This is a genomic window from Bradyrhizobium sp. 170 (assembly GCF_023101085.1).
In the GTDB taxonomy this organism is placed as follows: Bacteria; Pseudomonadota; Alphaproteobacteria; order Rhizobiales; family Xanthobacteraceae; genus Bradyrhizobium.
In genome coordinates, this window is sequence record NZ_CP064703.1 from 7,179,901 (window position 1) to 7,205,301 (window position 25,401).

General features: G+C 60.9%; 21 protein-coding genes. 13 read left to right on the forward strand and 8 right to left on the reverse strand.

Annotation, left to right across the window (positions count from 1 at the left end; translation table 11 throughout):
• A complete protein-coding gene (locus IVB05_RS33475; protein WP_247780261.1) occupies positions 1-1,509 on the forward strand; it encodes a glycosyl transferase family protein in 1,509 nt (502 codons plus the stop codon).
• Here IVB05_RS33475 and IVB05_RS33480 read toward each other — a convergent pair.
• The gene (locus tag IVB05_RS33480; protein ID WP_247780262.1) at positions 1,506-1,811 is read right to left on the reverse strand and encodes a hypothetical protein; all 306 of its coding nucleotides are present in this window, start codon (positions 1,809-1,811) and stop codon (positions 1,506-1,508) included. The genes IVB05_RS33475 and IVB05_RS33480 overlap by 4 nt on opposite strands.
• 396 nt (positions 1,812-2,207) lie before the next feature.
• On the opposite strand from IVB05_RS33480, the gene IVB05_RS33485 reads away from it, so the two are divergent.
• Together IVB05_RS33485 and IVB05_RS33490 are read left to right on the forward strand one after the other, a co-directional pair.
• The gene (locus IVB05_RS33485; protein ID WP_247780263.1) at positions 2,208-2,924 is read left to right on the forward strand and encodes a PEPxxWA-CTERM sorting domain-containing protein; all 717 of its coding nucleotides are present in this window, start codon (positions 2,208-2,210) and stop codon (positions 2,922-2,924) included.
• 108 nt (positions 2,925-3,032) lie between these two features.
• Entirely contained in the window at positions 3,033-3,344 is a 312-nt protein-coding gene (locus IVB05_RS33490; protein WP_247780264.1) for an H-NS histone family protein, read from the forward strand.
• A gap of 502 nt (positions 3,345-3,846) precedes the next feature.
• Here IVB05_RS33490 and acdA read toward each other — a convergent pair.
• Positions 3,847-5,058, reverse strand: coding sequence for a 3-sulfinopropanoyl-CoA desulfinase (gene acdA / locus IVB05_RS33495; RefSeq protein ID WP_247780265.1), 1,212 nt, complete (start codon positions 5,056-5,058; stop codon positions 3,847-3,849).
• A 126-nt stretch (positions 5,059-5,184) separates the two neighbouring features.
• On the opposite strand from acdA, the gene IVB05_RS33500 reads away from it, so the two are divergent.
• Both IVB05_RS33500 and IVB05_RS33505 read left to right on the forward strand, forming a co-directional pair.
• Positions 5,185-5,709 (forward strand): nitroreductase family protein, encoded by a 525-nt coding sequence (locus tag IVB05_RS33500; RefSeq protein ID WP_247780266.1) that lies wholly within the window; start codon positions 5,185-5,187, stop codon positions 5,707-5,709.
• A 38-nt stretch (positions 5,710-5,747) separates the two neighbouring features.
• A complete protein-coding gene (locus IVB05_RS33505) occupies positions 5,748-6,026 on the forward strand; it encodes a hypothetical protein (protein WP_247780267.1) in 279 nt (92 codons plus the stop codon).
• A 38-nt stretch (positions 6,027-6,064) separates the two neighbouring features.
• Here IVB05_RS33505 and IVB05_RS33510 read toward each other — a convergent pair whose 3' ends face one another.
• Positions 6,065-7,126 (reverse strand): putative sulfate exporter family transporter, encoded by a 1,062-nt coding sequence (locus tag IVB05_RS33510; RefSeq protein WP_247780268.1) that lies wholly within the window; start codon positions 7,124-7,126, stop codon positions 6,065-6,067.
• Positions 7,127-7,211: 85 nt separating this feature from the next.
• On the opposite strand from IVB05_RS33510, the gene IVB05_RS33515 reads away from it, so the two are divergent.
• Positions 7,212-8,120 carry a LysR family transcriptional regulator gene (locus IVB05_RS33515; protein WP_247780269.1) on the forward strand — a complete coding sequence of 303 codons (909 nt, stop codon included), beginning with the start codon at positions 7,212-7,214 and terminating at the stop codon, positions 8,118-8,120.
• Here the strand turns inward: IVB05_RS33515 and IVB05_RS33520 are convergent.
• Positions 8,117-8,554 (reverse strand): hypothetical protein, encoded by a 438-nt coding sequence (locus IVB05_RS33520; protein WP_247780270.1) that lies wholly within the window; start codon positions 8,552-8,554, stop codon positions 8,117-8,119. The genes IVB05_RS33515 and IVB05_RS33520 overlap by 4 nt on opposite strands.
• Positions 8,555-9,250: 696 nt before the next feature.
• Between IVB05_RS33520 and IVB05_RS33525 the strand changes: the two genes are divergently transcribed.
• Positions 9,251-9,736 carry an adenosine-specific kinase gene (locus IVB05_RS33525; protein ID WP_247780271.1) on the forward strand — a complete coding sequence of 162 codons (486 nt, stop codon included), beginning with the start codon at positions 9,251-9,253 and terminating at the stop codon, positions 9,734-9,736.
• 317 nt (positions 9,737-10,053) lie between these two features.
• On the opposite strand, the gene IVB05_RS33530 is transcribed toward IVB05_RS33525, so the two are convergent.
• Positions 10,054-11,835 carry a Rieske (2Fe-2S) protein gene (locus IVB05_RS33530; RefSeq protein ID WP_247780272.1) on the reverse strand — a complete coding sequence of 594 codons (1,782 nt, stop codon included), beginning with the start codon at positions 11,833-11,835 and terminating at the stop codon, positions 10,054-10,056.
• A 346-nt stretch (positions 11,836-12,181) separates the two neighbouring features.
• On the opposite strand from IVB05_RS33530, the gene IVB05_RS33535 reads away from it, so the two are divergent.
• Positions 12,182-13,456, forward strand: a complete 1,275-nt coding sequence (locus IVB05_RS33535) for a S41 family peptidase (protein ID WP_247780273.1) — start codon at positions 12,182-12,184, stop codon at positions 13,454-13,456.
• A 433-nt stretch (positions 13,457-13,889) separates the two neighbouring features.
• Here the strand turns inward: IVB05_RS33535 and rocD are convergent, their stop codons facing one another.
• Positions 13,890-15,104, reverse strand: a complete 1,215-nt coding sequence (gene rocD / locus IVB05_RS33540) for an ornithine--oxo-acid transaminase (protein WP_247780274.1) — start codon at positions 15,102-15,104, stop codon at positions 13,890-13,892.
• A 727-nt stretch (positions 15,105-15,831) separates the two neighbouring features.
• On the opposite strand from rocD, the gene IVB05_RS33545 reads away from it, so the two are divergent.
• Positions 15,832-16,776 carry a metallophosphoesterase gene (locus tag IVB05_RS33545; RefSeq protein WP_247780275.1) on the forward strand — a complete coding sequence of 315 codons (945 nt, stop codon included), beginning with the start codon at positions 15,832-15,834 and terminating at the stop codon, positions 16,774-16,776.
• A gap of 765 nt (positions 16,777-17,541) precedes the next feature.
• Here IVB05_RS33545 and IVB05_RS33550 read toward each other — a convergent pair.
• Together IVB05_RS33550 and IVB05_RS33555 are read right to left on the reverse strand one after the other, a co-directional pair.
• On the reverse strand, positions 17,542-18,747 hold the full coding sequence (locus IVB05_RS33550) for an FAD-dependent monooxygenase (RefSeq protein WP_247780276.1): 1,206 nt from the start codon (positions 18,745-18,747) through the stop codon (positions 17,542-17,544).
• 124 nt (positions 18,748-18,871) lie between these two features.
• Positions 18,872-19,852: a tripartite tricarboxylate transporter substrate binding protein gene (locus IVB05_RS33555; RefSeq protein WP_247780277.1), complete on the reverse strand. Its 981-nt coding sequence runs from the start codon at positions 19,850-19,852 to the stop codon at positions 18,872-18,874.
• Positions 19,853-20,057: 205 nt separating this feature from the next.
• Between IVB05_RS33555 and IVB05_RS33560 the strand changes: the two genes are divergently transcribed.
• From IVB05_RS33560 to IVB05_RS33575, 4 genes are all read left to right on the forward strand, one after another.
• A complete protein-coding gene (locus tag IVB05_RS33560; protein WP_247780278.1) occupies positions 20,058-20,822 on the forward strand; it encodes an IclR family transcriptional regulator in 765 nt (254 codons plus the stop codon).
• Between the two features lie 114 nt (positions 20,823-20,936).
• Positions 20,937-22,538, forward strand: coding sequence for an FAD-dependent monooxygenase (locus IVB05_RS33565; protein WP_247780279.1), 1,602 nt, complete (start codon positions 20,937-20,939; stop codon positions 22,536-22,538).
• A gap of 69 nt (positions 22,539-22,607) precedes the next feature.
• A complete protein-coding gene (locus IVB05_RS33570; RefSeq protein WP_247780280.1) occupies positions 22,608-24,341 on the forward strand; it encodes a thiamine pyrophosphate-requiring protein in 1,734 nt (577 codons plus the stop codon).
• Between the two features lie 77 nt (positions 24,342-24,418).
• Positions 24,419-25,390: a tripartite tricarboxylate transporter substrate binding protein gene (locus IVB05_RS33575; protein ID WP_247780281.1), complete on the forward strand. Its 972-nt coding sequence runs from the start codon at positions 24,419-24,421 to the stop codon at positions 25,388-25,390.
• Positions 25,391-25,401: the final 11 nt, after the last annotated feature.

A 25,401-nucleotide genomic window follows, 5' to 3' on the forward strand; every position in this document is an offset into this window, starting at 1 on the left:
ATGACACAAGCCCCCTCCTTCATCTTTCAATATCTCTATGTCGTCGAGATTCTGATGCTGATCGCTGGCGTGATCATCGCGATCTCCAGCATCGACGACCTCGTGGTGGACCTGCTGTACTGGAGCAGCAGGCTGATGGGCACGTCGGACAGCAAGTCCAGGGAATTGCCGAGCGTGGAGATTCTCGAGCAACTGCCCGAGCGCCCCATCGCCATCATGGTGCCGTGCTGGAAGGAGCACGACGTCATTTTTTCGATGCTCTCATCGAACTCCCGGCTCGTGCGCTACCAGCACGCGCATTACTTCGTCGGCGTCTATCTGAATGATCCCCTCACCCAGGCCGAGGTGCGCAAGGCGCAGGGGCTGTACAAGAACATCCATATGGTGCTGGTTCCGCACGATGGCCCGACCAGCAAGGCCGATTGCCTGAACCAGACGATCTCTGACATCTTCATGTTCGAGGCCGAGCAGAACATTAAGTTTGCGGGAATCGTGATGCACGATTCCGAGGACCTCATTCACCCGCTGGAGCTCAAGCTCTTCAACAAGCTGGTCGACATCTACGACTTCATTCAGTTGCCGGTCTACTCGTTCTCCCGGCCGATCACTTCGATGATCGCGGGCCTCTATATGGATGAGTTCGCCGAGATGCACACCAAGGACCTCGAGGTCCGGCAGCGGATCAGCGGCGTCATTCCCTGCGCCGGCGTCTCCGCATGCTTCAGCCGGGAGGCGATCCAGCATCTCAACGATCAGAACCACGGCGAGGCTTTCCGCACGTCATCGTTCACGGAAGACTATGACATCGCGTTTCGTGTCTCTGAACTCGGGTTCAATTCCGCGTTTATCGCCTATCCGGCCAGCTACGCGATCGACATCGATATCGACAGCGGCAACCCAGGCATTCTCCACCGGACCCTTCCGGTGGCGACCCGCGAGTTCTTTCCGTCAGGCCTCGAGGCCGCCTATCGCCAGCGCGCGCGCTGGCTGCTCGGCATCGTATTCCAGGGCTCCCAGGAGCAAGGCTGGAAAGGCTCTCTCGGGACCAAGTACTTTCTGGCGCGAGACAGAAAGGGCGTGATCACCAGCCCGGCGGTCATGCTCGCCTATTTTGCGCTCGCCAATCTGACCGTGTTCGAACTCTATAGGGCGGTTTTCGATCCCGAAAAGCAGTTTGTTTATACCCTGCTGAACCAGAACTGGGCGGTCTGGATGTTTTTCGCAAACTTCCTGTTTCTGGTCTGGCGCCTGTTCAACCGAATGACGTTCACAGGCATGATCTACAATGTGCGTCATGCCCTGATGGCCGCGCCGAGGCTTGTCGTTGGCAATTTCGTCAACTTCTTCGCAACGTGGCGCGCCGTGCGCATCTACGTCAGCCACCGGATATCCGGCACGGCCCTCGTTTGGGACAAGACGTCCCACTCCTACCCCGTTCACATGGGCGACCTCACCTTGCCGCGAACGGCGGTGGCCGCCGATGGCACGGGAGCAGCGGGGAACAGCTAAGCGGCCAGCAGAGCCTGGCTTTCGCGCGGCTGTTCACGGGACGGGCTGGGGCCAAGGATGAGACGGGCGAACGAGCGCGTTGCGAGGAATGCCGCGCAGACCACGATCGCAGCGAGTTGAAGACCGGGGTAAAAAATAACCGCTCCGAGAACGAGCCAGCCTGCCGCGATCGCAAGGAAGTCGCCGAGCCTTGAGCTCCTGCCGTGGGCGGGATCGAAGTCGCGATCGAGCGCATCCGCGATCGCATCGAAGCCGTCAATCGCATCCCTGCTTGTCGGGCCGGCCAGATCACGTGAAAACATCGAACACCCCCAAGAGCCTCTCGCGAGCTCTGGGGGCATTTGGCGGGAGGACTATTGCCCGCCGCTCAAACCGACCGTTACAGTTTTATCCATATGGCTCTTTTGCGCGCGAAGGCTTTGCGCCTCCCGGGACATGAATAATTCGGGCCCAACGCATTCGTTAGGATTTGAATAATTCGCCCATAGAAATGGGGAAACTGGCCGAAGCGAACACAAGGCGGCAGCAAAAGTGCCCACAATTGCGCGCGCTTCTCCGGCGAACCTTGGCTTGCATCCGGGTCGGACGACGGAATAGCCGTTAGTATTGATATCTCTTCCTTTTAATTGGCCTTGCTTTATTTAATTTTCGAATTTAAATTCCGGACGAGAATTAACTATTTATTTGGAAGCCCGATCATGCGAAAATTGCTTGCACCGCTCTGCGCGCTCGCCGCCCTTGTCGCCTTGAGCGATAGCGCCCGTGCCGTGGTCGTCACGGCATCCAGCGGCCCATTCAGCGCCGGCAATTCCAATACCAACAACGACATTACGTTCGACGGCCTCGCCACGCCGAACACGTTTGCCGGCACCAGCATCCAGTGGGGCGCTGCGCCGGCTTCGCTTGGCGGCATCGCCTTCTCGGGTACGGCCATCATCGCCAAGAATGCCGCGGGAACGGCGGCGGGTATCTCGGCGACGCCGGCGGGAGACACCACAAACTACATGTCCATTCTGGGTGGCAAGTCCGAGACGCTGACGTTCTCGGGAGCCCAGAACAAGTTCGGTCTGTTTTGGGGATCGATCGATTCCTACAACAGCGTCGCATTCTATCTGGGAAGCAGCGCCACGCCGTTCCTGACGCTTTTTGGGAACAACCTCAACGCAGTGCCCGCGCTTGGATTTAACGGCGACCAGTCGGGCGCTCTGACGAACGCTTATGTCACGTTCACCGGCCTGAGCTTCGACAAGATCGTTCTCGCATCGTCGAGCAATTCATTCGAATTCGACAACATCTCCTACGGCAATGTTGGACCCGTGCCGGAGCCCTCGACCTGGGCCATGATGATCCTTGGCTTTGCCGGTGTCGGCTACATGACCTATCGGCGGAAGCGCCAAGCGACTGCTCTGGCCTAAAGCCGCGATCAGTTTCCTGTCGAAGGGCCGCCTCAGGGCGGCTTTTCTCTTCGAGAGCGTCTGGTTTGGTAACGAACTGGCTTTTCATGCTCCTTGCTGGGGTGCGACATGAAAGACGACAAACTAAGGCAAATGTCGCTCGACGACCTCTGGGATCTGCACGAAAGAATCGGCGCGATCCTGAGTGACAAGATTGAGGACGAGAAGAAGAAACTTGAACAGCAGCTCAATCAGCTGGCCAGCAGGGTTGCGGAATTGTCGTCGCCAAGTCCGGAGCGCCGGCCATACCCGAAGGTAGAGGCCAAGTATCGAAACCCGGACAACCCGTCAGAGACGTGGTCGGGGCGAGGCAAAACCCCGCGCTGGCTGGCCAAACTGATTGCGAGTGGAAGAAAGCTCGATGAGTTCAGGATCCAGTAGTTGCTGCCACAGGCGCGACTTCGAAGTCTGTCGGAGCAAATGGCGGAGCTCAACAAGCTAAGCAGCAAGTTCGTGTTGCAGAAGCTACTCTGCGATCCAGGACCTGCCGATCAGTAAGGTTGACTGGTTAGGTTAAGTCGCGAGTTCGGTTGCAGCGTCCTCAAGCTGGGTTATTGATTGAGTACCGGACAATTTCCCCCAAGCGTCCGGGCCCACACCAGCAAAGCCGCCAGGCGAAAATACTCCGCTTGGCGGCTTTGTTCTTTGGATCGCCAGTGCGCCACACATGGATGAAAGTAAACTATTTGATCGCTGTCGCGATCGCCATGGCGGGCTGGCTATTTCTCATCGTCTGGATCGTGAGACAGCTTTTTTGATGGGCCTCAGCAGGAAGGCCGCAAACAGCACGGCATCGTGACGCTGGTCGATCATCGGCACTCGATGCCCACCGTCCGCACTTTGCAGCAACGCATAGCCGCGCGGTGCGAACCGCGGCAAGAGATTACTTCGCCGCGAGGGATGGAGCCTGAACCGCCTCTAAATATCCATTGCGGGTCTGCGGGATTTTTGTGTCGAGAATCCTCGACGCCACCAGCGTCCTCAGCACCTGCGCCGTGCCGCCGGCAATCGTGAACATGCGGGCATCCCGAACCATCCGTTCGAGCGGATAATCCCGCGAGTAGCCTCTGGCGCCGAACAGTTGCAGCGCCTGGTTCGTGACCGTGTTGGCCGTCTCGGACGCGATGATCTTTGCCTGCGCCGCGAGAAGAGGATCCGGAAAAGGATCGGCGCTAAGGGCAGCCTGATGCAGCGACAGCCGCGCGGCATTGAGCGCCACCGCCATGTCGGCCAGCATCCACTGCAGCCCCTGGAATTCAGCGATCGGGCGTCCGAACTGCTTGCGTTCTTTCACGAAGGTCATGGCCTTCTCAAACGCACCCTGCGCGAGCCCGAGCGCGACTGTTCCGGCGCCGACCCGCTGGCTGTTATAGGCATCGATGAGGTCCGCAAATCCGCGCCGAAGCCCGCGCGGCGGCAGCACCAGCATATCCTCCTGGACTTCAAGATTTTCGAAGATGATCTCCGTTTCGGGGATGCCACGGAGGCCCATTGCGGGCTCGCGTTTGCCGATGATCAGACCGGGAGTCCCCCCAAGCGCGAGGAAGCCGCCGATCCCCTGCTCCTCGCCCCGCTCGTCGAATACGCGGGCGAAGATCAGATGGAGTTTTGAGACCCCGCCGCCCGTAATCCAGTGCTTCTTGCCTTGGATAACGTAGGTGTTGCCGTGCTTGTCTGCACGCGTCGTCATCTCGGTCGCCGCCGATCCGGCTTCCGGTTCGGTGATGCAAATCGCCGGCTTGTCGCCGGAAAGAACGAGATCGGCTCCCAGCCGCTTCTGCTTTTCGGTGCCATACTGCATGACCGCGGAGATGGCACCCATGTTGGCCTCGACCGTAATGCGCCCCGTCGCCCCGCATACCCGCGCCATTTCCTCGATGATCAGGGCAGCCTCGAAGTAACTTCCTCCCCGACCGCCGTGGGATTTAGGAATCGTATAGCCCATGAAGCCCGCGGCCTTCAGAGCGGCTACGTTGTCGAAAGGGTAGGCCTCGGTTCGATCGATCTCCGCTGCCTTCGGCGCGAATTCGGCTTCGGCCAATTCACGCGCAGCGCTGCGGAGCTTCAGTTGCTCAGGCGAAAGTTTCATATCCATGGCAATCATTCTCCCCGGAAGCGGCGCCGTCTTTTCGATCATTCGGCTCCGAAGCGCTGCAAAACGCAACCGAATAATTTATGCTCCCGACTTCAATCATGAGCAGCGCCCCAGGAGACCTTCGAGATGTCCAATTCAAAAACCCCGCTCGTCGATCGTTTCGGTCCTGACGCTGCGGATGTGGAATTCGGCGGCGACGCCCCTTCCCTCCTCGGTAAGTTGGCGGCTCGTGGCTCGGTACGAAAATTCCGGTCCGATCCCATTCCGTACCTGACGTTGCGGCGGCTATGTGCCCTGGCGCTATGCGCTCCGACCAAAAGCGATCTCCAGCAGCGCGACATCATCATCATCGACGCGCCGTCCCTGAAATCACAGATCGGAGCATTGTTAGCAGACGGGCCGCTAGGTCAGAAATGGCTTGCAGACGTCCCTAACCTTCTCATCTTCTGCGGCAATAATCGGCGACAGCGTCGAATCCACACATTGCGCGACAGGCATTTCGCCAACGATCATCTCGATGCCTTCTTCAATGCCGCTGTCGATGCGGCGATCGCCCTGTCCGCGTTCGTGATTGCAGCCGAGGCTGAAGGCCTGGGTGTCTGTCCGGTCAGCGCGGTTCGCAATCACGCCGACGCGCTGTCGCGCTCCTGAAACTTCCCGACCATGTTTTCCCGGTCGCCGGCCTCGCCGTGGGATATCCTGCGGAAGCGCCAAAGCTCAGCATGCGGCTGCCGCTGTCCGTGACCGTGCATCACAATACGTTTCTGGAAGACGGCCTCGATGATGCCATCGAGGCATATGATCGGCGCCGCGAGGCAGCGCACCCTAACGCAGCTCAACGCTATGTCACGGAGTTCGGATTGGCCGAACCCTATGGCTGGTCGGAGGACAAGGCGCGGCAATACACGCATCCCGAGCGCGCGGACTTCGGCGCCTATGTGAGGCGCATCGGCTTCAGGCTGGACTGATCGGCTCGAACGATTCCGCGCAGCCACCCGGGCGGGCATCAGTTGAACAGATGAACCAGGCCGATGCTGATCGCAAGCAGGAGCATCAGCGACAGCGTCACGGCCGCCGTCACCCTGCCGCCGACGGTGGCAAGAACCCGAACGTCGACGCCGAGACCGAGTGCCGCCATCGACACGACCGTGAGAAAGCCGGTGATCGCAGCCAGCGGACCGATCACCGTTGCGGGTACGATATCGAGCGAGCGCAGAACGGAAAGCGCGAGAAAGCCGAGAATGAACCAGGGCACAAGCCGGAAGAAGCCGACCGTTGTCTTGCCGTGCGCTCCGCCGCGCAGACGCGGAGCGAGCAACGAAAGCCCCACCACGATCGGCCCCAGCATCAATACGCGCATCAACTTCACCAGCGTGCCGATCTGCGTGCTCACGAGCCCGGCAGGCACCGTTGCGGCAAGCACTTGCGGGACAGCGTAGACCGTGAGGCCGGCGAGAATTCCGTATTGCGTCGCCGACAATTGCAGAAGTGGAATGAGCAGCGGCAGCCCCAACACCATCATCACGCCGAGTATCGCGGTGAAGGAGATCGAGGATGCGATTTCGTCACCATCGGCGCCGATGACCGGCGCGACCGCTGCAATCGCCGAATTGCCGCAGATGGAGTTGCCGCAGGCGATCAGGATCGAGAGCCGCGTCGACAGGTCGAGCATGCGGCCGACGCCGAAGCTGAGGCCCAGGGTCACGACGACGGTCGCAGCAATCGCGCCGAGCAAGGCAGCGCCGGACGCCGCGATCGCGGCAAAGCTGATGGACGCACCGAGCAGCATCACGGCCACCTCGAGCAGCTGCTTGGCGCTGAAGGCGATGCCGGCCTGCCAGCGCTCGGACGGATTCCAGAAACTGCGCACGGCCATGCCGAGCAGGATCGCCAGTACCAGCGCCTCCACATAGGGGTGCGCGAACAGGCGCCGTTCTGCAATTTCCAGGGCTGCCGAGACGCCGGCGACGACGATGCAAAGGAGAACGCCGGGAATGAGCGCTGCAAGACGGCTGAAGCTGTTGGCCGGCCCATTTCCTGGGGCGGAAAATTCCTCGTCCTGCGGCACTAATTTCTCCCGGGGAGAAAAATCTATGCGCCAGAATGGGATAGTCGGGTAATATATTTTCGATCTGGCCCGATAGATAGAAGTTATGTCCTTAAACCTGCATCTGCTGCGCCTGTTCACGACGGTGGTGAGAACCGGAAGCTTCTCGCGCGCAGCCGACGCCCTCCATATCAGCCAGCCCGCGATCTCCAAGGGGGTGCGGGATTTCGAGCTTCAGGTCGGCTGCCGCCTGCTCGACCGGACGCCAAAGGGCGTGCGGCCGACGCGGGAGGGAAAGGCGCTGGTGCGGCATGCGGAGACGCTGTTTGCGGCCGAGCGCGCAGCGGAGGACGAATTGTTGTCGCTGCGCAATCTCGACAGCGGATCGCTGCGCATCGGCGCATCCACCACGATCGCGACCTACATGATATCGGACTATCTCGGGACGTTTCACCGAAAATACCCCGGGATCGACCTGCATCTCGTAATCGCGAATACCAGGGACATCGCCGATCTCATGCTGGCGCATGATATCGAGATCGCGCTGGCCGAAGGTCCGGTCGAAGATGACGAACTCGAGAGCCATGCCTGGCGCACCGACGTGATGAGCCTGATCGTCGATGCGCGGCACCGCTTCGCGGCGGCCGAACGCGGGATCGACGGCGCAGCGCTTGGCGACGAAGTCCTGATCGTGCGCGAGCCCGGTTCCGGATCGCGCGAAGTGGTGGCGCAGGCGCTGGCTGCCGGGGGCATTGAACCCCGGCGGACGCTGGAGATCGGCAGCACCGAGGCGATCAAGCAGGCGGTAGCCGCCGGCCTCGGCGTCGCCATCGTCTCCAGCGCCACGATTTCCGATCAGGTCACGCTCGGCCGGCTCAAGGTCGTGCCGATGCGCGACCTGCAGATCGAGCGCACGCTGTGGCAATTGAAGGTACCCGGGCGAATAGAAATTCCCGCGGCGACCGCGTTCGAGCGGCTGATCTGGCAGGACAAGCGCGTTGCGGAGGTAGCTTAGAAGATCAAAGCTTTGGCGAGCGCCGCGACGCGGCTGAATTCGTCAAATACGCCCGGCTCGAAGAAGACGGCGCGGGCGATCACGATGGCCCCAACCAGCGACCAGAACAGGCCGGTGCCGGCCCACAACAGATATTTGGACGCGCGCGAAGGCGGCGCCGCGCCCCCTTCGGGCGCCAGACGCTCGCCAAACGGCTCGTATCTCAAGCGGTCCATTGCACGGCCAATCTGTTGATTTGCAGGGCAAATGTCGTCGTTTCCGGCCGACGGAGCAATGGAAGCGGTTTGCTTTTTCGAACCGCGGAATGGAAGCGTATTTCCGTATGAACCGGTTGCGGAACGGCTTTCTTCTTTGGCAGTGTTTGGCTGAGGGAATGGCAGACGGTCGAGCAGGATTGCCGTCAGTTCGACGCGCGTCACCACATTCAACGGCAATGTATCAGATCTTGAAAGGCTTGGTGGGCGCACCAGGGCTCGAACCTGGACGTCGTGAAAAAGTGATCAGATCGAACCGCACAGTTGGGGGTTCGAGTCGGGAGACCACTACTGCTTTTCCCCCACGACACAAATCTGCGATATTTCCTCCGATCGTCCGCCTAAACTCAAAGCTTGCCGAGTGGTACACGCAACCATCTCAAATTGCTATTCTAGGCTGCCGCCGGAAAGGATAAATTGATAAGCCGATTGATGCTTCCCACGCTTGCGGTTTTCGGTAACAGGTCAAACCCTTCAATCGCTTGCCGAAACAAACTGCATCGCGTTGCCCTCCGAAAGCAAAGGTCACACGTTCGAATCGTGTCGGGTGCGCCAGCGAATTCAATAACTTGCCCAGATCTCTAAAAGCGCACAAGATTCAAAACTCACCACAGACTCACCAACAGAATTGCCGCGGCTACGTGTGATCGGCGGCCGTTCAGTCGCGTGGACCAACGGTGCCTACGCAATATCGGGAATGACAGGAACCGATGCCGACTACCCGGTGGGTTTCTTGCCGGCGAAGTGGTCCAGGTGTTCGAGACCCGCGAGGAAGCCGAAGCGTGGGTGGCAGCGAAATCGGCCGCCTGTGGCGGCTTGCAATCACCTTCCGGCGGCTTACCATCGATTAGTAGCTCACCCTGCAGGAGCGAAGCCATGGAACTCACCGTGGTGCCCATCGTCAAGCCGGACGACGCCAACTTCATCTTCGGCCAGTCGCATTTCATCAAGACCGTGGAAGACCTCCACGAGGCGCTGGTGGGCGCGGTTCCGCGCATCCGCTTCGGGCTGGCCTTCTGCGAGGCCTCCGGTAAGCGGCTGGTGCGCTGGTCGGGTAATGACGAAGCCTCACTCACCCTCGCACGCAACAACGCATTGGCCATCGGCGCCGGCCACACTTTCCTGATCTTCCTGGGCGACGGGTTCTTTCCCGTCAACGTGCTGGCTGCGGTGCGCGCAGTGCCGGAGGTCTGCCGCATCTATTGCGCGACGGCCAACCCGACGCAGGTGATCGTCGCACAAACGGAGCTGGGCCGCGGCGTGCTCGGCGTAGTCGATGGCGCCTCGCCGCTGGGTGTCGAAACCGACGTCGACATTGCGTGGCGGAAAGACCTACTGCGCAAGATCGGCTACAAGCTGTAGTGGTTGGATGAAACCGAAGCCGACAGGGTGCACCACCACCTGCAGCTGACACTGCCACGCATCGAACGCGACGAGAGGCAGCGCCGCGACGCCAGCAGGGTCCTGACGCCGGCGGCTCGGGCCGGAGCGTCGAAAATGGGCCCCCAGTGACGGCGCCTGCGGCGGGCCTAGTTCTCGATCAGGCGCGGCTGGTCGCCTTTGAACGTGACGGCGCCGATCGACTGCGAACGCCGGAATTCGAAGGCGAACTGCCGGAGGCGGTTCGCCGGCGCAGGTTTTGTATCAGATCGCCCTTAGTGCGTCCTCAGCGCGTGACGTCAGGACGATCCAACCTCTTGATGTAGCTCGCCACCCCGCATCAAGCGGCGGGCGATGTCGGCTGTCTGCAGCGACGCGCGTTCGGTCGGTGAATGGGCCGCCAGGTAGCGGGCAACCGCGATGAGGATGTGCCGGCCCTCGTCCGTGTCGCCCCACGCGCCGAATTGCCGGACTCCCGCCTCCAGCATCTGATACGCATGGAAGCCTGCATCTTCGCGCAGCACCGCATGCGCGAGCGTGGCGATCAGCGCCTGCGGCGAATGGCCGAGCGTGAGATGCCGTGCCACCAGACGTGCGGCGAGATCGACCTGTCTCTGCCGGTCGAAGGCGTCGAGCAAGGCGGCGCCGATCGTCTCTGGATCCGCGGGCAGATCATCGAGCCGCTCGCCGCCGTCGCCCGGGATGCGCGCCGGCGGCACATTGAGATAGCGAGCAAGGTAGAGCGCCATCGCTCCGTGCAATACGCCGCGGACGGCCGTGACGTGAGTGTCGATGTTGGCAGTCCCGATGCGCCTCAGCATCTGGTGGACTGCGTTGGCGTAGGTGAAGACGTGATGCGCCGTCGCCCAGTCGGCGTGCTCGTTGGCATTGCCGAAGCGCGCCACCCTGAGCGCTGCCGCGTACGCGAGGGATTGGCCAAGGTCAGCAGGAGCCGCACCGGCGCGGATCGCCTCCTTGAGTGCGTCAACGATCCTGGCCGGATCGTCACCAAGCAGCTCTTGAGCAAGTGCGGCGTGGCCCGACCAGTCACGCGAGCCGCGTCCGGCACCGAACAGGTTCGCGAGTTCGCTGGTTGATTCCTCACACAACGCAACAAGGTCAACGGGCTGGCGCCAGGCCGTCGATTCCTCGGCGCCACGGGCCGCTACCATCTGACCGACGACAGTCGGCAGCAGAGCCGCCGCGTGTTGCCAACCGACCAGGTCGAGGCACTCGAACGCCTTGTTGATGAAGTCGAGCGAGTGCCCGGTGTCGGCGAAAGCCCGCTCGGTCTCGGCGGCGAACAGGGCATCAGCGAGTTCAGCCGGGGAGAAGCCGGCCGCAATCGCCGTGAGCAGGGTGCGCTCGGCCGCCTCGCGATGGCGCACGTTTGTCCAACGCCGCAGCCAGCGTTTGAGCGCGGCCGGATCCGGCCGGCTGCCAAGCGGCGCGCGTTCCCGCCGCGGTGCCTCGCCGTCGCAGTCCGCCGCCACGCGGCGTGCGCCGTGGAATAGAGCGAGAAAGGCTTCCTCCTCCGGCAGCACAGGCAGGATATTGGCGAGTGCCGTAAGGATCGTAAGACCCACGCCCCAGCCGTCGCGGTTTTGCGCCCCGAACAGCGCCACCTCCCGTACGATTTCGGCCTGCGGTACGCCGGCCGCGAGCTGACCATGCACGGCCTTGGCAATGACGAGGCCGAGATCGTGGGCGAGGCCGTTCGCAAGCCGCTGATGCCAGTGCGCGGCGGGATCGGCATGAGTGAACGTGGTCTTCACCCAGACGTTACCATTGCGCACCTCGACCGGGCAGATCGGTACGTCGTCCGCCCAGAGGTCGAAGGTGCAGCCGCTTTCGAGATCGAAGCGAGCGTGGTGCCAGTGACAGGTCAAGATGCCGTCCTCGACGCTGCCGCGCTCGAGCGGGAAGCCCATGTGCGGGCACCGATTGTCGAGGGCGAAGACGCGCCCGCGGTCGTAGATGACAAGAATCGGACGATGGCCACCGTGCACGACGAGCTGCCCCTTGATCTTCAACTCCTCAAGGCTGCCCGCCAGCGCAAATTCCTTGCTAGGCATGTCCATGAGCATACCTCCCATTGTCACTCTGGGGCCGCTGCAGGTACCCCGCAACATAGGCATGCTCTCGCGCAAAGGCGAGAGGATGCCATGGGGGCTGCGCAAAAGGGCGCGAACTGCCATGACGAGATGGCCAAAGGTATTTCAAAAATGCGCTACAAACGCTCGCACCTCTTCCAATCTTTCTGGCGATCCCTTTATGCTATTTGACTATCCGTCCGAGCGATCGGATGGAGCCTCGAAACGGCAGGCTATACACCCTGACCAGGCAAACACCATGAAAGTTAGAAGAGAGCTTGTTCATCATCACGTTCCAACCTGATGTGAAGCGACGAGCTCCAAGTGTTGCACGATGAAGCAGGCAATCAACTCAGCACCGTCGCGCCGCCACTTTTTGCGGCTAACATCAATGGCTGCGGCATCAGCCCTGGCTCCAGCGTGGGCCGAGCAGCTGGAACCAGCGGATTCGGCGACATCCCGCGTGTCCGCGGGCATCGCCACGTTCGAGGAGGTATGGCGGACCGTCCGAGACCGATTCTACGATCCGCACCTACAGGGGCTCGATTGGTCGGCTGTTCGGGAACGTTACTTGCCAGACGCCACACGGGCGAGTTCCGAAGAGGCGCTTGCCAGCGTCACTAATAGCATGCTCTCCGAGCTGCATGCTTCGCACACGCGCTACTACACACGGTACGAACCAGAGTACTACCAGCTTTCCGATATCTTTGCCGGTGCGCTAAGGCGACGCGGACTGGAACGCGCTTTTCCGGGTGGCCGTATCTCCTATCCCGGCATTGGCATCCTCTCGCGTCCCGACATGCAGGGCCACAGCGTGATTACCGGTGTTATAGAGCGCACGCCGGCCCAACAAGCCGGCCTGCTCGCTGGCGATGTGATCGTCTTTGCCGACGGTGCACCGTTTCAGCCGGTACAGTCGTTCCGCGACAAAATTGGCAAGGAAGTAGTGCTGAGCCTGCGTCGTGCCGGCGCGTTTATGCAAATATCGGCTACCCCAATCGACATCGAACCCAACAAAATGTTCTTGGACGGCTTGAGGGCCAGCGCCCGCATAATGCGCGCCAACGGCCGAAGCATCGGCTATGTTCATGTCTGGTGCTACGCTGGCTCCGTGTATCAGCGGACGCTCGAGCATCTTCTATCGCAAAGTCCGCTGAACGAAGCCGACGCGCTGATCTGGGACCTGCGCGATGGTTGGGGCGGCGCGATTCCCGAGTATCTTGATTTGTTCAACACGCGAGCGCCGACGATGCAAGTCACTGATCGCAATGGCGCCAGCGAACTCCGGAACGTGAAGTGGCGCAAGCCTGTCGCCATGCTTGTCAACGGTGGCACCCGCAGCGGCAAGGAGATCCTTGCCTATGGCTTCAAAAAATACCGGCTTGGCGAGGTCATCGGTACCCGTACCGAGGGAGCTGTCCTCGCTGCGACGGCATTCCTCATTGGCGGCGGCTTGCTGTTGCTCGCGGTCGAGGACGTGCATGTCGACGGGGAGCGGCTGGAAGGCGTTGGCGTCGCACCCACGATCGAAGTCCAAGCTGACCCGGACTCCATGGATCGTAGTGATCCTCAACTCAATCGTGCAATCGCGGTCCTATCCGGGGTCTGATCCTCGGGAGGCAGCCTGCTGGGCTCTTACACTGTTCCGGAGGATCGGACGCCACCAGTGAAATGCTGCTTGCCTGAGCATTCGCGCCCACGGCAGCTAGATTAGAGCTAGTCCACTCGTGTGCCCAATCGCCTCGGTTAGCGCAGGTGGGGCGACAAGTCTGAAGTTGGAGGTAGATCGGAAGTAGCCGGCCGACTGCAAAATCGACGCGAATGACCTTCAGGCGACCGCAAGCTTTCGATCGACTTCCGGTTTGCGCCAACACCGGACGTCCCCACAACGACGCGAATGACCCGGAGCAGACTTTACCGCAATCGAAATAAGCTTCGGCGTTCAACGCTACTGCCGACCATTTCGCCGACGTGAGCATCGCATCTGCGAAGATCGTATTGGGACTAACAGAACGACGGCAGTCGGCGGCGCCAACCGGTAGTCACGAGAAATCCTGCCTCAGTGTGGCGGCGATCTGTTGCAGCGCCCAGTCGACCTGATCGCTGGAGATAACAAGCGGCGGGGCGATGCGAATCGTGTGCCCGTGTGTGTCCTTGGCGAGGATGCCTCGGGTCTGCAGGGCCTGACAGTAGCGACGTGCACCGCCTGCTTCCGGATGAAGCTCGACGGCCAGCATCAGCCCGCGTCCGCGCACTTCCCGGATCGTGTTGCTGCGGATGCCGCTCAGGCCATCGAGAAAGCGGGTGCCCTGGGCGGCTGCGTTCTCGATCATCCCTTCCTCGACCAGCACGCGCAGCGCGGCCCGAGCCACCGCACAGGCCAGCGGATTGCCGCCGAAGGTCGAACCGTGTTGACCAGGTTTCAGGGTGCCGAGCACCGCGTTGTTCGAAAGCACGGCCGACACTGGGTAAAAGCCGCCGGACAACGCCTTGCCGAGCAGCGTGACATCCGCCTCGATGCCCTCGTGCTGTTCCGCGAGCAGCTTGCCGGTGCGGCCGAGCCCGGTCTGGATCTCGTCCAGAATCAGCATCACGTCGTGCGCGGCGCAGAGTTCGCGCACTTCTGTAAAGTAACCTGACGGCGGGATGACGACGCCAGCTTCTCCCTGGATCGGTTCGACCAAAAAGGCGACCGTGTTGGGCGTGATTGCCTTCTTCAGCGCCGCGGCATCGCCGAAGGCGATGATCTTGAAGCCCGCCGCGAACGGTCCGAAATGGTCACGTGCCGCCGGGTCGGTGCTGAAGCCGATGATGCCAAGGGTGCGGCCGTGAAAATTATCGGCGCAGACGATGATTTCGGCCTGCCCGTCCGGCACTCCCTTCACCTCATAGCCCCATTTGCGCACCGACTTGATCGCACTCTCCACCGCTTCGGCACCGCTGTTCATCGGCAGCACCTTGTGGGAGCCGGTCAGCGCCGCGATCTCTTCGTAAAAGAGGGCCAGCTGGTCGTTGTGAAAGGCGCGCGACGTCAGCGTCAGCCGGCCCGCCTGCTCCACCATCGCGGCCAAGATCTTCGGATGGCAGTGGCCCTGATTCACCGCGGAATAGGCGGAGAGGCAATCGAGGTAGCGATGGCCCTGCGTATCCCAAACAAAGACGCCCTCGCCCCGCGACAGAACGACGCCGAGCGGTTCGTAGTTCTGGGCGCCAAAGCGCGCTTCCCTCGCGATGAAATCAGTGACCGATGGATCCATGTTTCGTCACTCCAGTTGGAGCGAACTGGCAAGCAGTGGGCTATCGCCATTTTCCAGCCTGCGAATGCCCGATTATCATCATCAAGTTACCACAGGCATTTTGCTTGCGGACACATTGGGTGACGCTAAACGGCACTGCCACTCCCTATCGGGCTGGACAGAAACAGCACGGCGCGCCTCCTTGCCAACTCTCATTATAAGGTATTGACTTATAAGATGATTTGGCAATGCTCACCCCGAAAGACCGCACCGTGTGGTGCACTCGGCTGGCAACATCCTGCGGACTTATCAACATCGGACGTCGAACCAGCGCTCTGCTGGGTCTGCTACTGTCGGGATTGTGTTGAAAAGTCCTTTTTCGCTGATGACCGAAAATTCTCAGGACCGCTGGTGCGTTCCCCTTGCTGCAAGTTAAGGGAACCACATGAATTACCGCAAAAACGATCGCTGGCCCTCGTATCGATTCTACAGCGCCTTGCAGCGGCTGAAATCGCCAATGCGCTACATTTGCGAGATTTTCGGAGCCCCGCGATTTTCGAGTTTTTCAACACAATCGTCGGTAAAGCGGACATCGGAAAAGCTTGCCGGCTAACCGACCACTTCCAACTAGCCTGCCTCAATCTAAGCCATGGCCTGAAATGGCGCGCCGGCCGGGGCCGACTACAATGGACCTATCATGTTATTCCTGCTTTTGTTTGGAACGGCCTCCAACTCGAGAGACTAGAATTTGGATCCTACTCTGCAAGACCTGATCGAGCGAATTGGCTCAGAACATGTTGAGCGGCGACTGAAAATCGAAGTCGAGCATGAGGCCCAGCTGTTTGGACAGGGACTGATCTTCTTTAATCTTGAAAACTGGTACGCAGCGCCGTGGATTGTCAGAACTGCGCTGAAGCTGACTGGACTTTATGGCCGTGCGCGTCGAAACGCTGACCACGTCGTTGTCAAACAACATAGCGTGGCTTTCGCCAATCTTCCCTCGGCATTTGACAATTTCACTATCCTGCACATCAGCGATCTGCATGCCGACATAAGTGTAGGCGCGATGCGGCATCTGGTTAGCGTGGTCGGCGGCCTTCAATACGACATTTGCGTCTTAACCGGCGACTATCGCGGCAAGACATATGGTCCATTCGAAAAAAGTCTAGAAATCATCGATGAACTGCAGGCCAAATTGAAGGGGCCAGTTTATGGGGTGCTTGGTAACCACGACAGCATCCGTATGGCCCCTTCAATGGAAGCCATGGGAATCTGCATGCTGTTCAACGAGTGCGAACCAATTGTTCGTGACGGACAACGTATTTTCCTGGCCGGCGTTGACGATCCGCATTTCTATCGGGCAGACGACATTGAGAAAGCCGCGTCGCAAATTCCTTCAGATGCCTTTTCGATTTTGTTGGCGCACACGCCGGAAGTTTACGATCGAGCGATGAGCGCCAGATTCGATCTCATGTTATGCGGACACACCCACGGAGGCCAGCTTTGCCTACCCGGTGGAATTCCGATCAAGCTGGAGGCAGCATTACCTAGATTCATGGGCGCTGGACCGTGGCGCCATGGCGCCATGGTCGGATATACCTCGGTGGGCGCTGGCACGAGCCTTCTGCCGGTCCGCTTAAACTGCCCGCCGGAGATAACTCTGCATACCTTGCGCGATGGGCAGCAGCTCTAGCTCACGAGCAAGTCCGTTGCCGAAAAACGAAACGCGGTATCAAAATATCCCGTCGCGGCATCCAAGGAATGACCGCTTTGCGCCAGAAGCAGCCGGTCGCTGGTGGAACGGCTCAAGTTGGCGTCGCCTTGCTCTCCTGCTATTCGCCTTCGCCGTGATGAGGAGTTTGCGTCCTCTTGGGATGATCGACAGGGTCTTGCGCCGACGATCGACTTTGTCCTGCCTGCGAACGACGAGCCCGCCGCGTTCGAGCTTCGTCATCACGAGGGTCATTGTCGACCGGTCGAGTTTGGCGATGTTGGCAACACTTATCTGATCGCTGTCGGGCGTTGCTCGATAACCATCAGAACTGCGAACTGACTCGGGGTGATGCCGAGGCTTCCAAGCTCCTCATTGAGGATCGCAGCCGAAATCTGATGGGCGCGGCGGATGAGAAAGCCCGGCAAAAGCTTCAATTCATTCGCGACGTTCTTGGCATTCCCAGCCCCCTCAATCGTCTACCCGGATGGCGGCCCCAATGCCCCCGCGGGGTTTGGCGGGGAGCGCAAAGGCAACTCATTAGCGACGCCTGATCGCAGGTTTACACACCATCGTCAAACGGCGTCGTCGGCAAGAGCGGGCATGCCAGTTTGAAGGGGCCCACGCCAAGGGGCGCAGAACGACGGTAGCTAGAACCGAGCTACTGCTGATCTTTTCAGCATCCTCCCAGGTTGTCCGCTCGCGAGTTGTCTTCGCATTTTGTTCGGACCGATTTCCTCGACGCCGTCACACGGCGACGGCGGTAGCGTCGTATCTGTACATCCAGTCGTATCGCTCCCGCAGACGGTCTTCCGCCCACTCGCGCTCCACATAGGCCTGCGCCGTCGCCGGATCTCCCAGTAACGGGTTGTGAAAGCGTTTCGTGTTGTCGGCCGATCCGTTGACGACGCGGGACGTGCGTTCGTACCTCGCCGATTCATAGGCGCGGAATGCCGCGGCGACGTCCATGCCGTGCGCCTCGAGCGCTCGGGACAAGATGTAGCCGTCCTCGATCGCCATGACGGCGCCTTGCGCAAGGAATGGCAGCGTCGGATGGCAGGCGTCGCCGAGCAGCGTGACGCGACCCACCGACCATGACGAAAGAGGATGGCGCAGTTTCAATGCCCAGAGGTACGGTTGAGGAATGGCTGCGATGAGCGTCTGTACATCTTCATGCCATCCGGCGAAGTCGGCGAGCATGTCCGCATGCGAACCCGGCGTTGTCCAGGACTCTTCGTGCCAGTCCTCGCGTTCGACCACGCCCACGAAGTTCATCAGCGTTCCGCGCCGTAAGGGATACTGCACGATGTGACGGCCGGGCCCGACCCAATTCGACGAGACCGAACGTGCTAGGCGGGGCGGCAGGTCCGCCATCGAGATGACGCCGCGCCATGCGACGAGGCCCGTGAATTCGGCGTTGTCCGAGCCATGCAGACCTGCACGGATCACGGAGTGGATTCCGTCGGCGCCGATCAGCGCGTCGGCTTCGGCGGTGCTGCCATCGTCGAACTGAAGGATTGCGCGCCCTCCTATGGTCTCGCATCCGACAACCTTATGTCCCAGACGAAGCGCGCCCGGTGCAGCCCTCGTCACCGCATCCGACAGGATACCCAGCAGGTCCGGCCGGAACATCGTGACGTAGGGGTGACCATAGGTCTGCACCGACACGGTCCCGAGATCGAAAGCGGTCCAGGCCTGGCCGGTATTCCACATCCGAATCTCACGCCGCTCCGGATGCGCGGCCTCTTCTATGACGCGGGTAGCGAGGCCGAGTTCGTGAAAGACAAGCATGCCGTTGGCGCTGATCTGCACACCGGCCCCGATCTCCTGAAGGACCGGCGCCTGCTCGTATATCTCGACCTCGAAGCCACGCTTGATGAGGGAAAGCGCCGCCGTCAACCCGCCTATGCCGCCGCCGGCTACGATGATTTTGGGTTTTCTGGCATTTTTCACAGCTTGCTGCCCTTTTTATGGGTGCCTTGCGCCAAGAGCAGCCGTTCCTCCTGAGCCAGCTTTTGACTCAAAGCCGACGTGGGCATTCGGTTCGCGAGAAAAGCCCCGGCGCGTCTCGTTCAAGCTATTCTGAAGTGATGCCGGCATCCTTGACTACTTTTGCCCAGCGCAGGCGATCCCTGGCGATCAGCTCTGCCAAACGTTCAGACGGGCCGCCCCGGGCAATCAAGCCTTGCCTATCGAGAACGGCGCGAACGCTCGGCTGCGCCAGGATCTCGTTAAAGACCGCATTGTAGCGGTCAACGATTTCCTTCGGTGTACCGGCCGGAGCAAGAACGGCATACCACAAATCGACGTCGAAATCGGTTACGCCAAGTTCGGCCAGCGTCGGGACTTGCGCCTGCTGCGCCCGAGCCTGGCTCCCGACGGCGAGGATGCGAATTTGTCCCGTCTCTGCGAGAGGAAGCGCGGTATGGATTGGTAAAAACATCACTGAGACGTGTCCGCCCGCGACGTCTTTCACGGCGCCGGCTGAACCCGCATAAGGAACGTGTGTCAGGTTGATCTGCGCGGTCAGCTTCAGGAGCTCCATGGCGAGATGTTGTGGTGTTCCCCGACCGGGGGACGCGTAGTTGATGTCGCCCGGCTTGCTGCGAGCCAGCGCGATCAGCTCCGAGAAAGTGCTGACGTTGAGCGAAGGATGAACAACAAGCGCAAGAACTCCGGTCGCGATCTCCGCGATCGGCACGAAGCTCGTCTCCGGATCGTAGGGGATCGAGCGATAAAGGCTCGCATTCATCACAAACGTATTGACGGTCACCAGCAGCGTCTGGCCATCGGGAGCAGCGCGCGCCGCTGCCTGGGTACCGATGTTGCCACTCGCACCAGGCTTGTTCTCGACGATCACCGGCTGGTTCCAGCGCTGCCGCAATTCCTCACCGAGGATACGCGCGAGGAGATCGGGCCCTGTGCCCGCCGAGAACGGAACGTTGAGCCGGATTGTTTGCTGCGACTGCCCCAGAGCCAGGCTTGGCATCATTGGAGAAAGGGCCATGGCCAGAATCCCCAGCACCGTGCGGCGCGAAAGCGTGCGACTTCCGGGCATAAATTCTCTCACTGCCATGGGTGTTCGTCGACGGATCACAACTAACAAAATCTCTTAATATGAGATTATGATGTAATGTACGCTGGTCTCGCGCACTGATTCAAGGTTTGATTCTGCCGGACGGGGGGAAGTATCTGCCGTAAACCGGCGCTAAGGCGGGCCGCGGGCCGAAATCGGAGCGATATCAGACCATGCGTCCTGAGGCATGAAGCCAACGAACAGTCTGGAACGGGTGCTGGCGGTTCTCGAGGTGTTTTCCGAGGAACGGCTGGAATGGATGCCTGAGGATTTGATGCGCGAGCTCGGCTATAGCCGGCCGACGCTGTACCGCTATCTGAAGATCCTGAAAGATGCCGGCTTCCTGATGTCGAGCCGCAACTCCGGCGTCACGCTAGGACCCAAGGTCGTCGAGATGGATTACCTGACGCGCCGCTCCGACGCGCTGGTGCTGCACGGCGTGCCCTATCTGAAAGAGCTGACTACGGCTTATTCCTGCACCGCCATGGTTTTACGCTGGTACGGCAACAAGATTCTCTGCGTGGTCTCCGAATCCTCCGCCAAAAACCCGATCAGTTCCTATCCGCGCGGACGACCGATGCCGCTGGGGCGCGGCGCGATCGCGCGCTCGATCATGGCGTTTCTGCCGCGGCCGCGACTGTTGCCGCTGGTCGAGCGTAACCTCGCCGACCTGCGCTCGGTCGGCCTCGGCGATACCGCCGAGGATGTCTTGAAAAGCCTGAAGAAGGTTCGCAAGGCCGGATTTTCCGTCGCCTATGGCGAGGTCACGCCCGGCGCGGTCGGCATCGCCGCACCGATCTTCGACGACCGCCGTTATCCGATCGCCAGCGTTTGCGTCACCATCGCCGGCAGCCTGGTGACCGGCGCCCTGATCGATCAGATCGGCGCCGAAGTTCGGCGCGTGGCGCTGCAGATCTCGGCCGATCAGGCCTCAGCAAAAGCAAGAAACTAAGTCATAATCTTACATTATAAGATTATTCTTGACTTGGCGGCGGTCCTACTCTCATTTTGCGGCGCCCGCGCGCTCGGCGAGGCGGATAATTCACGCCAATCGCAAGAAGCCAGGATGAACAAGCCCACCGCCCTCCCAACGCAAGTCGTCATTGTCGGAGGCGGGCCGGTTGGTCTTGGTCTCGCGATCGAACTCGGCCAGCGCGGCGTCAGGTGCATTCTGATCGAGCGCTACAGCAGTCCGCAGCAGATTCCGAAGGGTCAGAACCTGACCCAGCGCACGCTGGAGCACTTTTACTTCTGGGGTGCGGAGCCGGAGCTTCGTGCCGCGCGGACGATTCCGCGCGATTACGGCATCGGCGGCATGACCTCCTACGGCACGCTGCTGAGCGGCTACAAATATGATTGGCTGCAGCGTGAGTTGGTGCGGCCCTATTACTTCACCGACAACGAACGGCTGCCGCAATATGCCACCGAAGCGGTGCTGCGGCATCGTTTGAGCCAGTTGCAAAGCGTCGAGACACTCTACGGCTGGAGCGCCGCCGGCATCGGGCAGGACGCGGATGGCGTGCAGGTGACGATAGCCGAGCGCAACGGCGATCGTCGTCGCACGTTGCGGGCGGACTATGTGGTCGGCTGTGACGGCAGTCGCTCTTTGGTGCGTGATGCCGCCGGCATCACCCAGACCCTGTCCGACCACGACCGGCTGATGGTGCTGCTGGTGTTCCGCTCGACCGGCCTGCACAGACTGCTCGAGCGCTTCCCCAACAAGTCATTCTACAATGTGCTGCATCCCGACCTGAAGGGCTACTGGCAGTTCTTCGGCCGTGTCGATCTCGGCACCACCTGGTTCTTCCATGCGCCGGTGCCGCTCGGCACCACCAAGGACAATTTCGATTTCCGCCGCTATCTGTATTCGGCGGTCGGTGAGGAATTTGACGTCGAATTCGAGCACACCGGCTTTTGGGATCTGCGCGTCGCAATCGCCGATCAATATCGCATCGGGCGCGTCTTCATCGCCGGCGACGCCGCGCACGGCCATCCGCCCTATGGCGGCTACGGCATCAACACCGGCCTCGAAGACGCCGTCAATCTCGGTTGGAAGCTTGCCGCAGCGCTGCAAGGCTGGGCCGGAGTGGATCTGCTGGATTCCTACGGTGAGGAACGGCGGCCGGTGTTCGTGTCGACCGCGCGGGACTTCATCGAGAAGGCGATCCACAGCGACAAGGATTTCCTGGCTAAATTCGACCCCGCGATCGACAAGGATGCGTTTGAAGCCGAATGGCTGGCGCGCTCGTCCGGTGCGCGTTCCGAGGTTAATTCGTTCGAGCCGAATTACGAGGGCTCGTCTATCGTCGCGGGTCCGCCCGGCGCCACCTGCAGCGCGATCGGGTCGCATGAATTCGCAGCCCGAGCCGGACATCATCTGGCGCCGCGCCAGCTTGCGTCGGGCCGCAATGTCTTCGAGGAACTGTGCGCCGGCTTTACGCTGCTCGATTTCGGCGCGCCGGACGTCGCGATCGCTGAAATCAGGCGCGCCGCCGAGGCCAGCGGCGTACCGCTCAAGCTGATCAAGGATCACAGCGCGGAAAGCAGGGAATTCTACAAGACGACGCTGATCCTGGTTCGGCCCGATCAATTCATCGCCTGGACGTCGGATGGTGATGTGACGGACGCCGCCGGCATTATCCGTCGCATGATCGGCGGCTACCCCTGACAGCATACGCTCCGTCGTCAAATAAGAACAAAGCCAAAAGCCGGCAAGGAAACACAGGGAATCAAGGGTATGAGCCGTCATAGTGCCGCGCATTATTTCCTCGAAGGACTCGTCGACCTCGGCGTTAAATATATCTTCGCCAATCTGGGCACCGATCATGTCTCGCTGATCGAGGAGATCGCGCGCTGGGACCGCGAAGGCCGCAAGCATCCCGAGATCATCCTCTGCCCGCACGAGATCGTTGCCGTTCACATGGCTGGCGGCTACGCACTGGCGACCGGCAAGGGACAGGCGGTGTTCGTGCATGTCGATGCCGGAACTGCCAATGCCTGCATGGCAATTCAGAACCTGTTTCGTTATCGGGTGCCGGTGATGTTGTTCGCCGGGCGCGCGCCCTACACGCTGCATGGCGAATTGACCGGATCGCGCGACACCTATGTGCACTTCGTGCAGGATCCCTTCGACATCGCCAGCATCGTGCGGCCCTACGTCAAGTGGGAATATTCGCTGCCGTCCGGCATCGTCGTGAAGGAAGCGCTGGCCCGCGCCGGCGCCTTCATGCACAGCGATCCGCCGGGGCCGGTCTACATGATGCTGCCGCGCGAGACGCTGGCCGAGGAATGGGACGAGGCACAGATGCCGACCTATGTCCCCGCGCGCTATGGCGAGGTCGCGGTCGGTGGTATCGACCCTACCCGCGTCGAGGCCATCGCCACCCGATTAATGGCGGCGGACAATCCGATCGCGCTGACAGCCTATCTCGGGCGCAATGCGGACGCCGTCTCGGCGCTGGAGCGTCTCGCGCTTGCCTGCGGCATCCGGATCGCGGAATTCAACTCGATCGATCTCAACGTCTCGCAGGACTCGGCGTGCTTTGCCGGCTTCGATCCGCTGCCTCTGCTGGAACAGGCCGACGTCGGGCTGCTGCTCGATACCGACGTGCCTTTTGTGCCGCAATACGCCAAGCGCGTCGAAGCCATCGACTGGATCCAGATCGACATCGATCCGTTGAAATCTGATTTCCCGATGTGGGGATTCCCGACCGACATCAGGATTCAAGCCGATTGCGCGACTGTTCTGCGGCAAGTGCTCGAGGTGGTCGAGGCACGCGCGGATGACCTCTATCGCAAGCGCGTCGCCGACCGCATCGCCAGCTGGAGCGGTACCCGCGATGCAGCGGCGACGCGCCGCGCAACCGCGGCCGCGAACAAGGGCCTGCCCGGCGCGCTCAGCGCGGCCTATCTGTTCGCAACCTTGAACCGTGTGTTGTCGCAGGACGATATCGTCGTCAACGAAGCGATCCGCAATGCGCCGCTGGTGCAGGAGCAGATCCGTCGCACGCAGCCACACAGCTATGTCGGCCTCGCCGGCGGAGGGCTCGGCTTTAGCGGGGGCATGGCGTTAGGGCTGAAGCTGGCGCAGCTGGAACGGCGCATCGTGCAGATCATCGGCGACGGCGCGTTTCACTTCTCGTCGCCAGACTCGGTATTCGCGGTCGCTCAGCAATATCACATTCCGATTCTGACGGTGGTGCTCGACAATGGTGGCTGGCAGGCAGTTAAATCGTCGGTACAGCGGGTCTATCCGAAGGGCGTTGCCGCCGAGACCAATTCGTTTCAATCGCAACTGCGCTCGGGCCGGCAGGGCGAGCAACGACGCTTCTCCGATATCGGCCGTGCCTTCGGCGCGCATGGTGAATTCGTCAGCGAGCCCGATGAACTCGCCGCTGCGGTCGACCGCTGCCTCGCGGCTATCGACGGTGGAATCGCTGCCGTCCTGCATGTCCAGATCACGCCGCTCTAGCGGGCAATCCAGGCTTGTTCGCCGTGCACCAAGTTGTCGTCATTTCCATGCATTCTGCCCTGGGAGGGATCGAAATCATGAAAGCCTTTTGCCGCCTGGCGCTGGCCGCCATCTGTTTGAGCTATTCCGCCTTCGTGCATGCTGCCGACGAGGTGAAATACCCGACCCGCCCGATTCGCATCGTCGTCGGCTTCACGGCGGGCGGCGGCAACGACATCATCGCCCGCATCGTCGGACAAAAACTGTCGGAAAGTCTCGGCCAGTCGGTCATCATTGAAAACAAGCCCGGCGCGGGTGCGATCCTTGCCACCGAATACGTCGCGCGATCTGCACCCGATGGCTATACGCTGCTGGTCGGTGCCAGCGGCGCCATGGTGATCAACCCGGCAGTCTATGAGAAGCTGAGTTACGATACGATGCGGGATTTCGCCCCGGTGTCCGAGCTTGGCTCGTTTCCACTGATCCTAATCGTTAACGCGGCGTCGCCGTTCAAGTCGTTGGCCGATCTCGTCGCCTACGCCAAAGCGAATCCGGACAAGGCGAATTATTCGAGTTCCTCCGCCGCCTTCCAACTCGCGACCGAGCTTTTCAAGCAGAAGACCGGCGCGCCGATGCAGATGATTCCCTACAAGGGCGCCAACGATTCCGTCACCGCGGTGATCTCCGGCGAGGTGACCGCGACGATCGCCGATTCTGGACCGGTGACCAGTCAGGTCAACGGCGGTCTGGCCCGCGCGCTGGCAGTTGCCGCACCGAAGCGGATGGACGGCTTGCCCGATGTGCCAACCATGAAGGAAGCGGGCGCTGACGTCGAAGCGGTGTTGTGGAGCGGCATATTCGTGCCCGCGGCGACGCCACCCGACATTGTCAGGAAGCTGGAGGCTGAATTCGTCCGCATCGCGCGGTTGCCGGACGTTATCTCCCGCCTAAAATTGCTCAACATCGAGTCCGTCGGCAACTCGTCGGAGGAGTTTTCTCGCATCATCGCGACGGACCTAGAACGCTGGAGAGCGGTAGCCCGCGCCGGCAACATCAAGATGGCCCAGTAAAACGTTGTGCG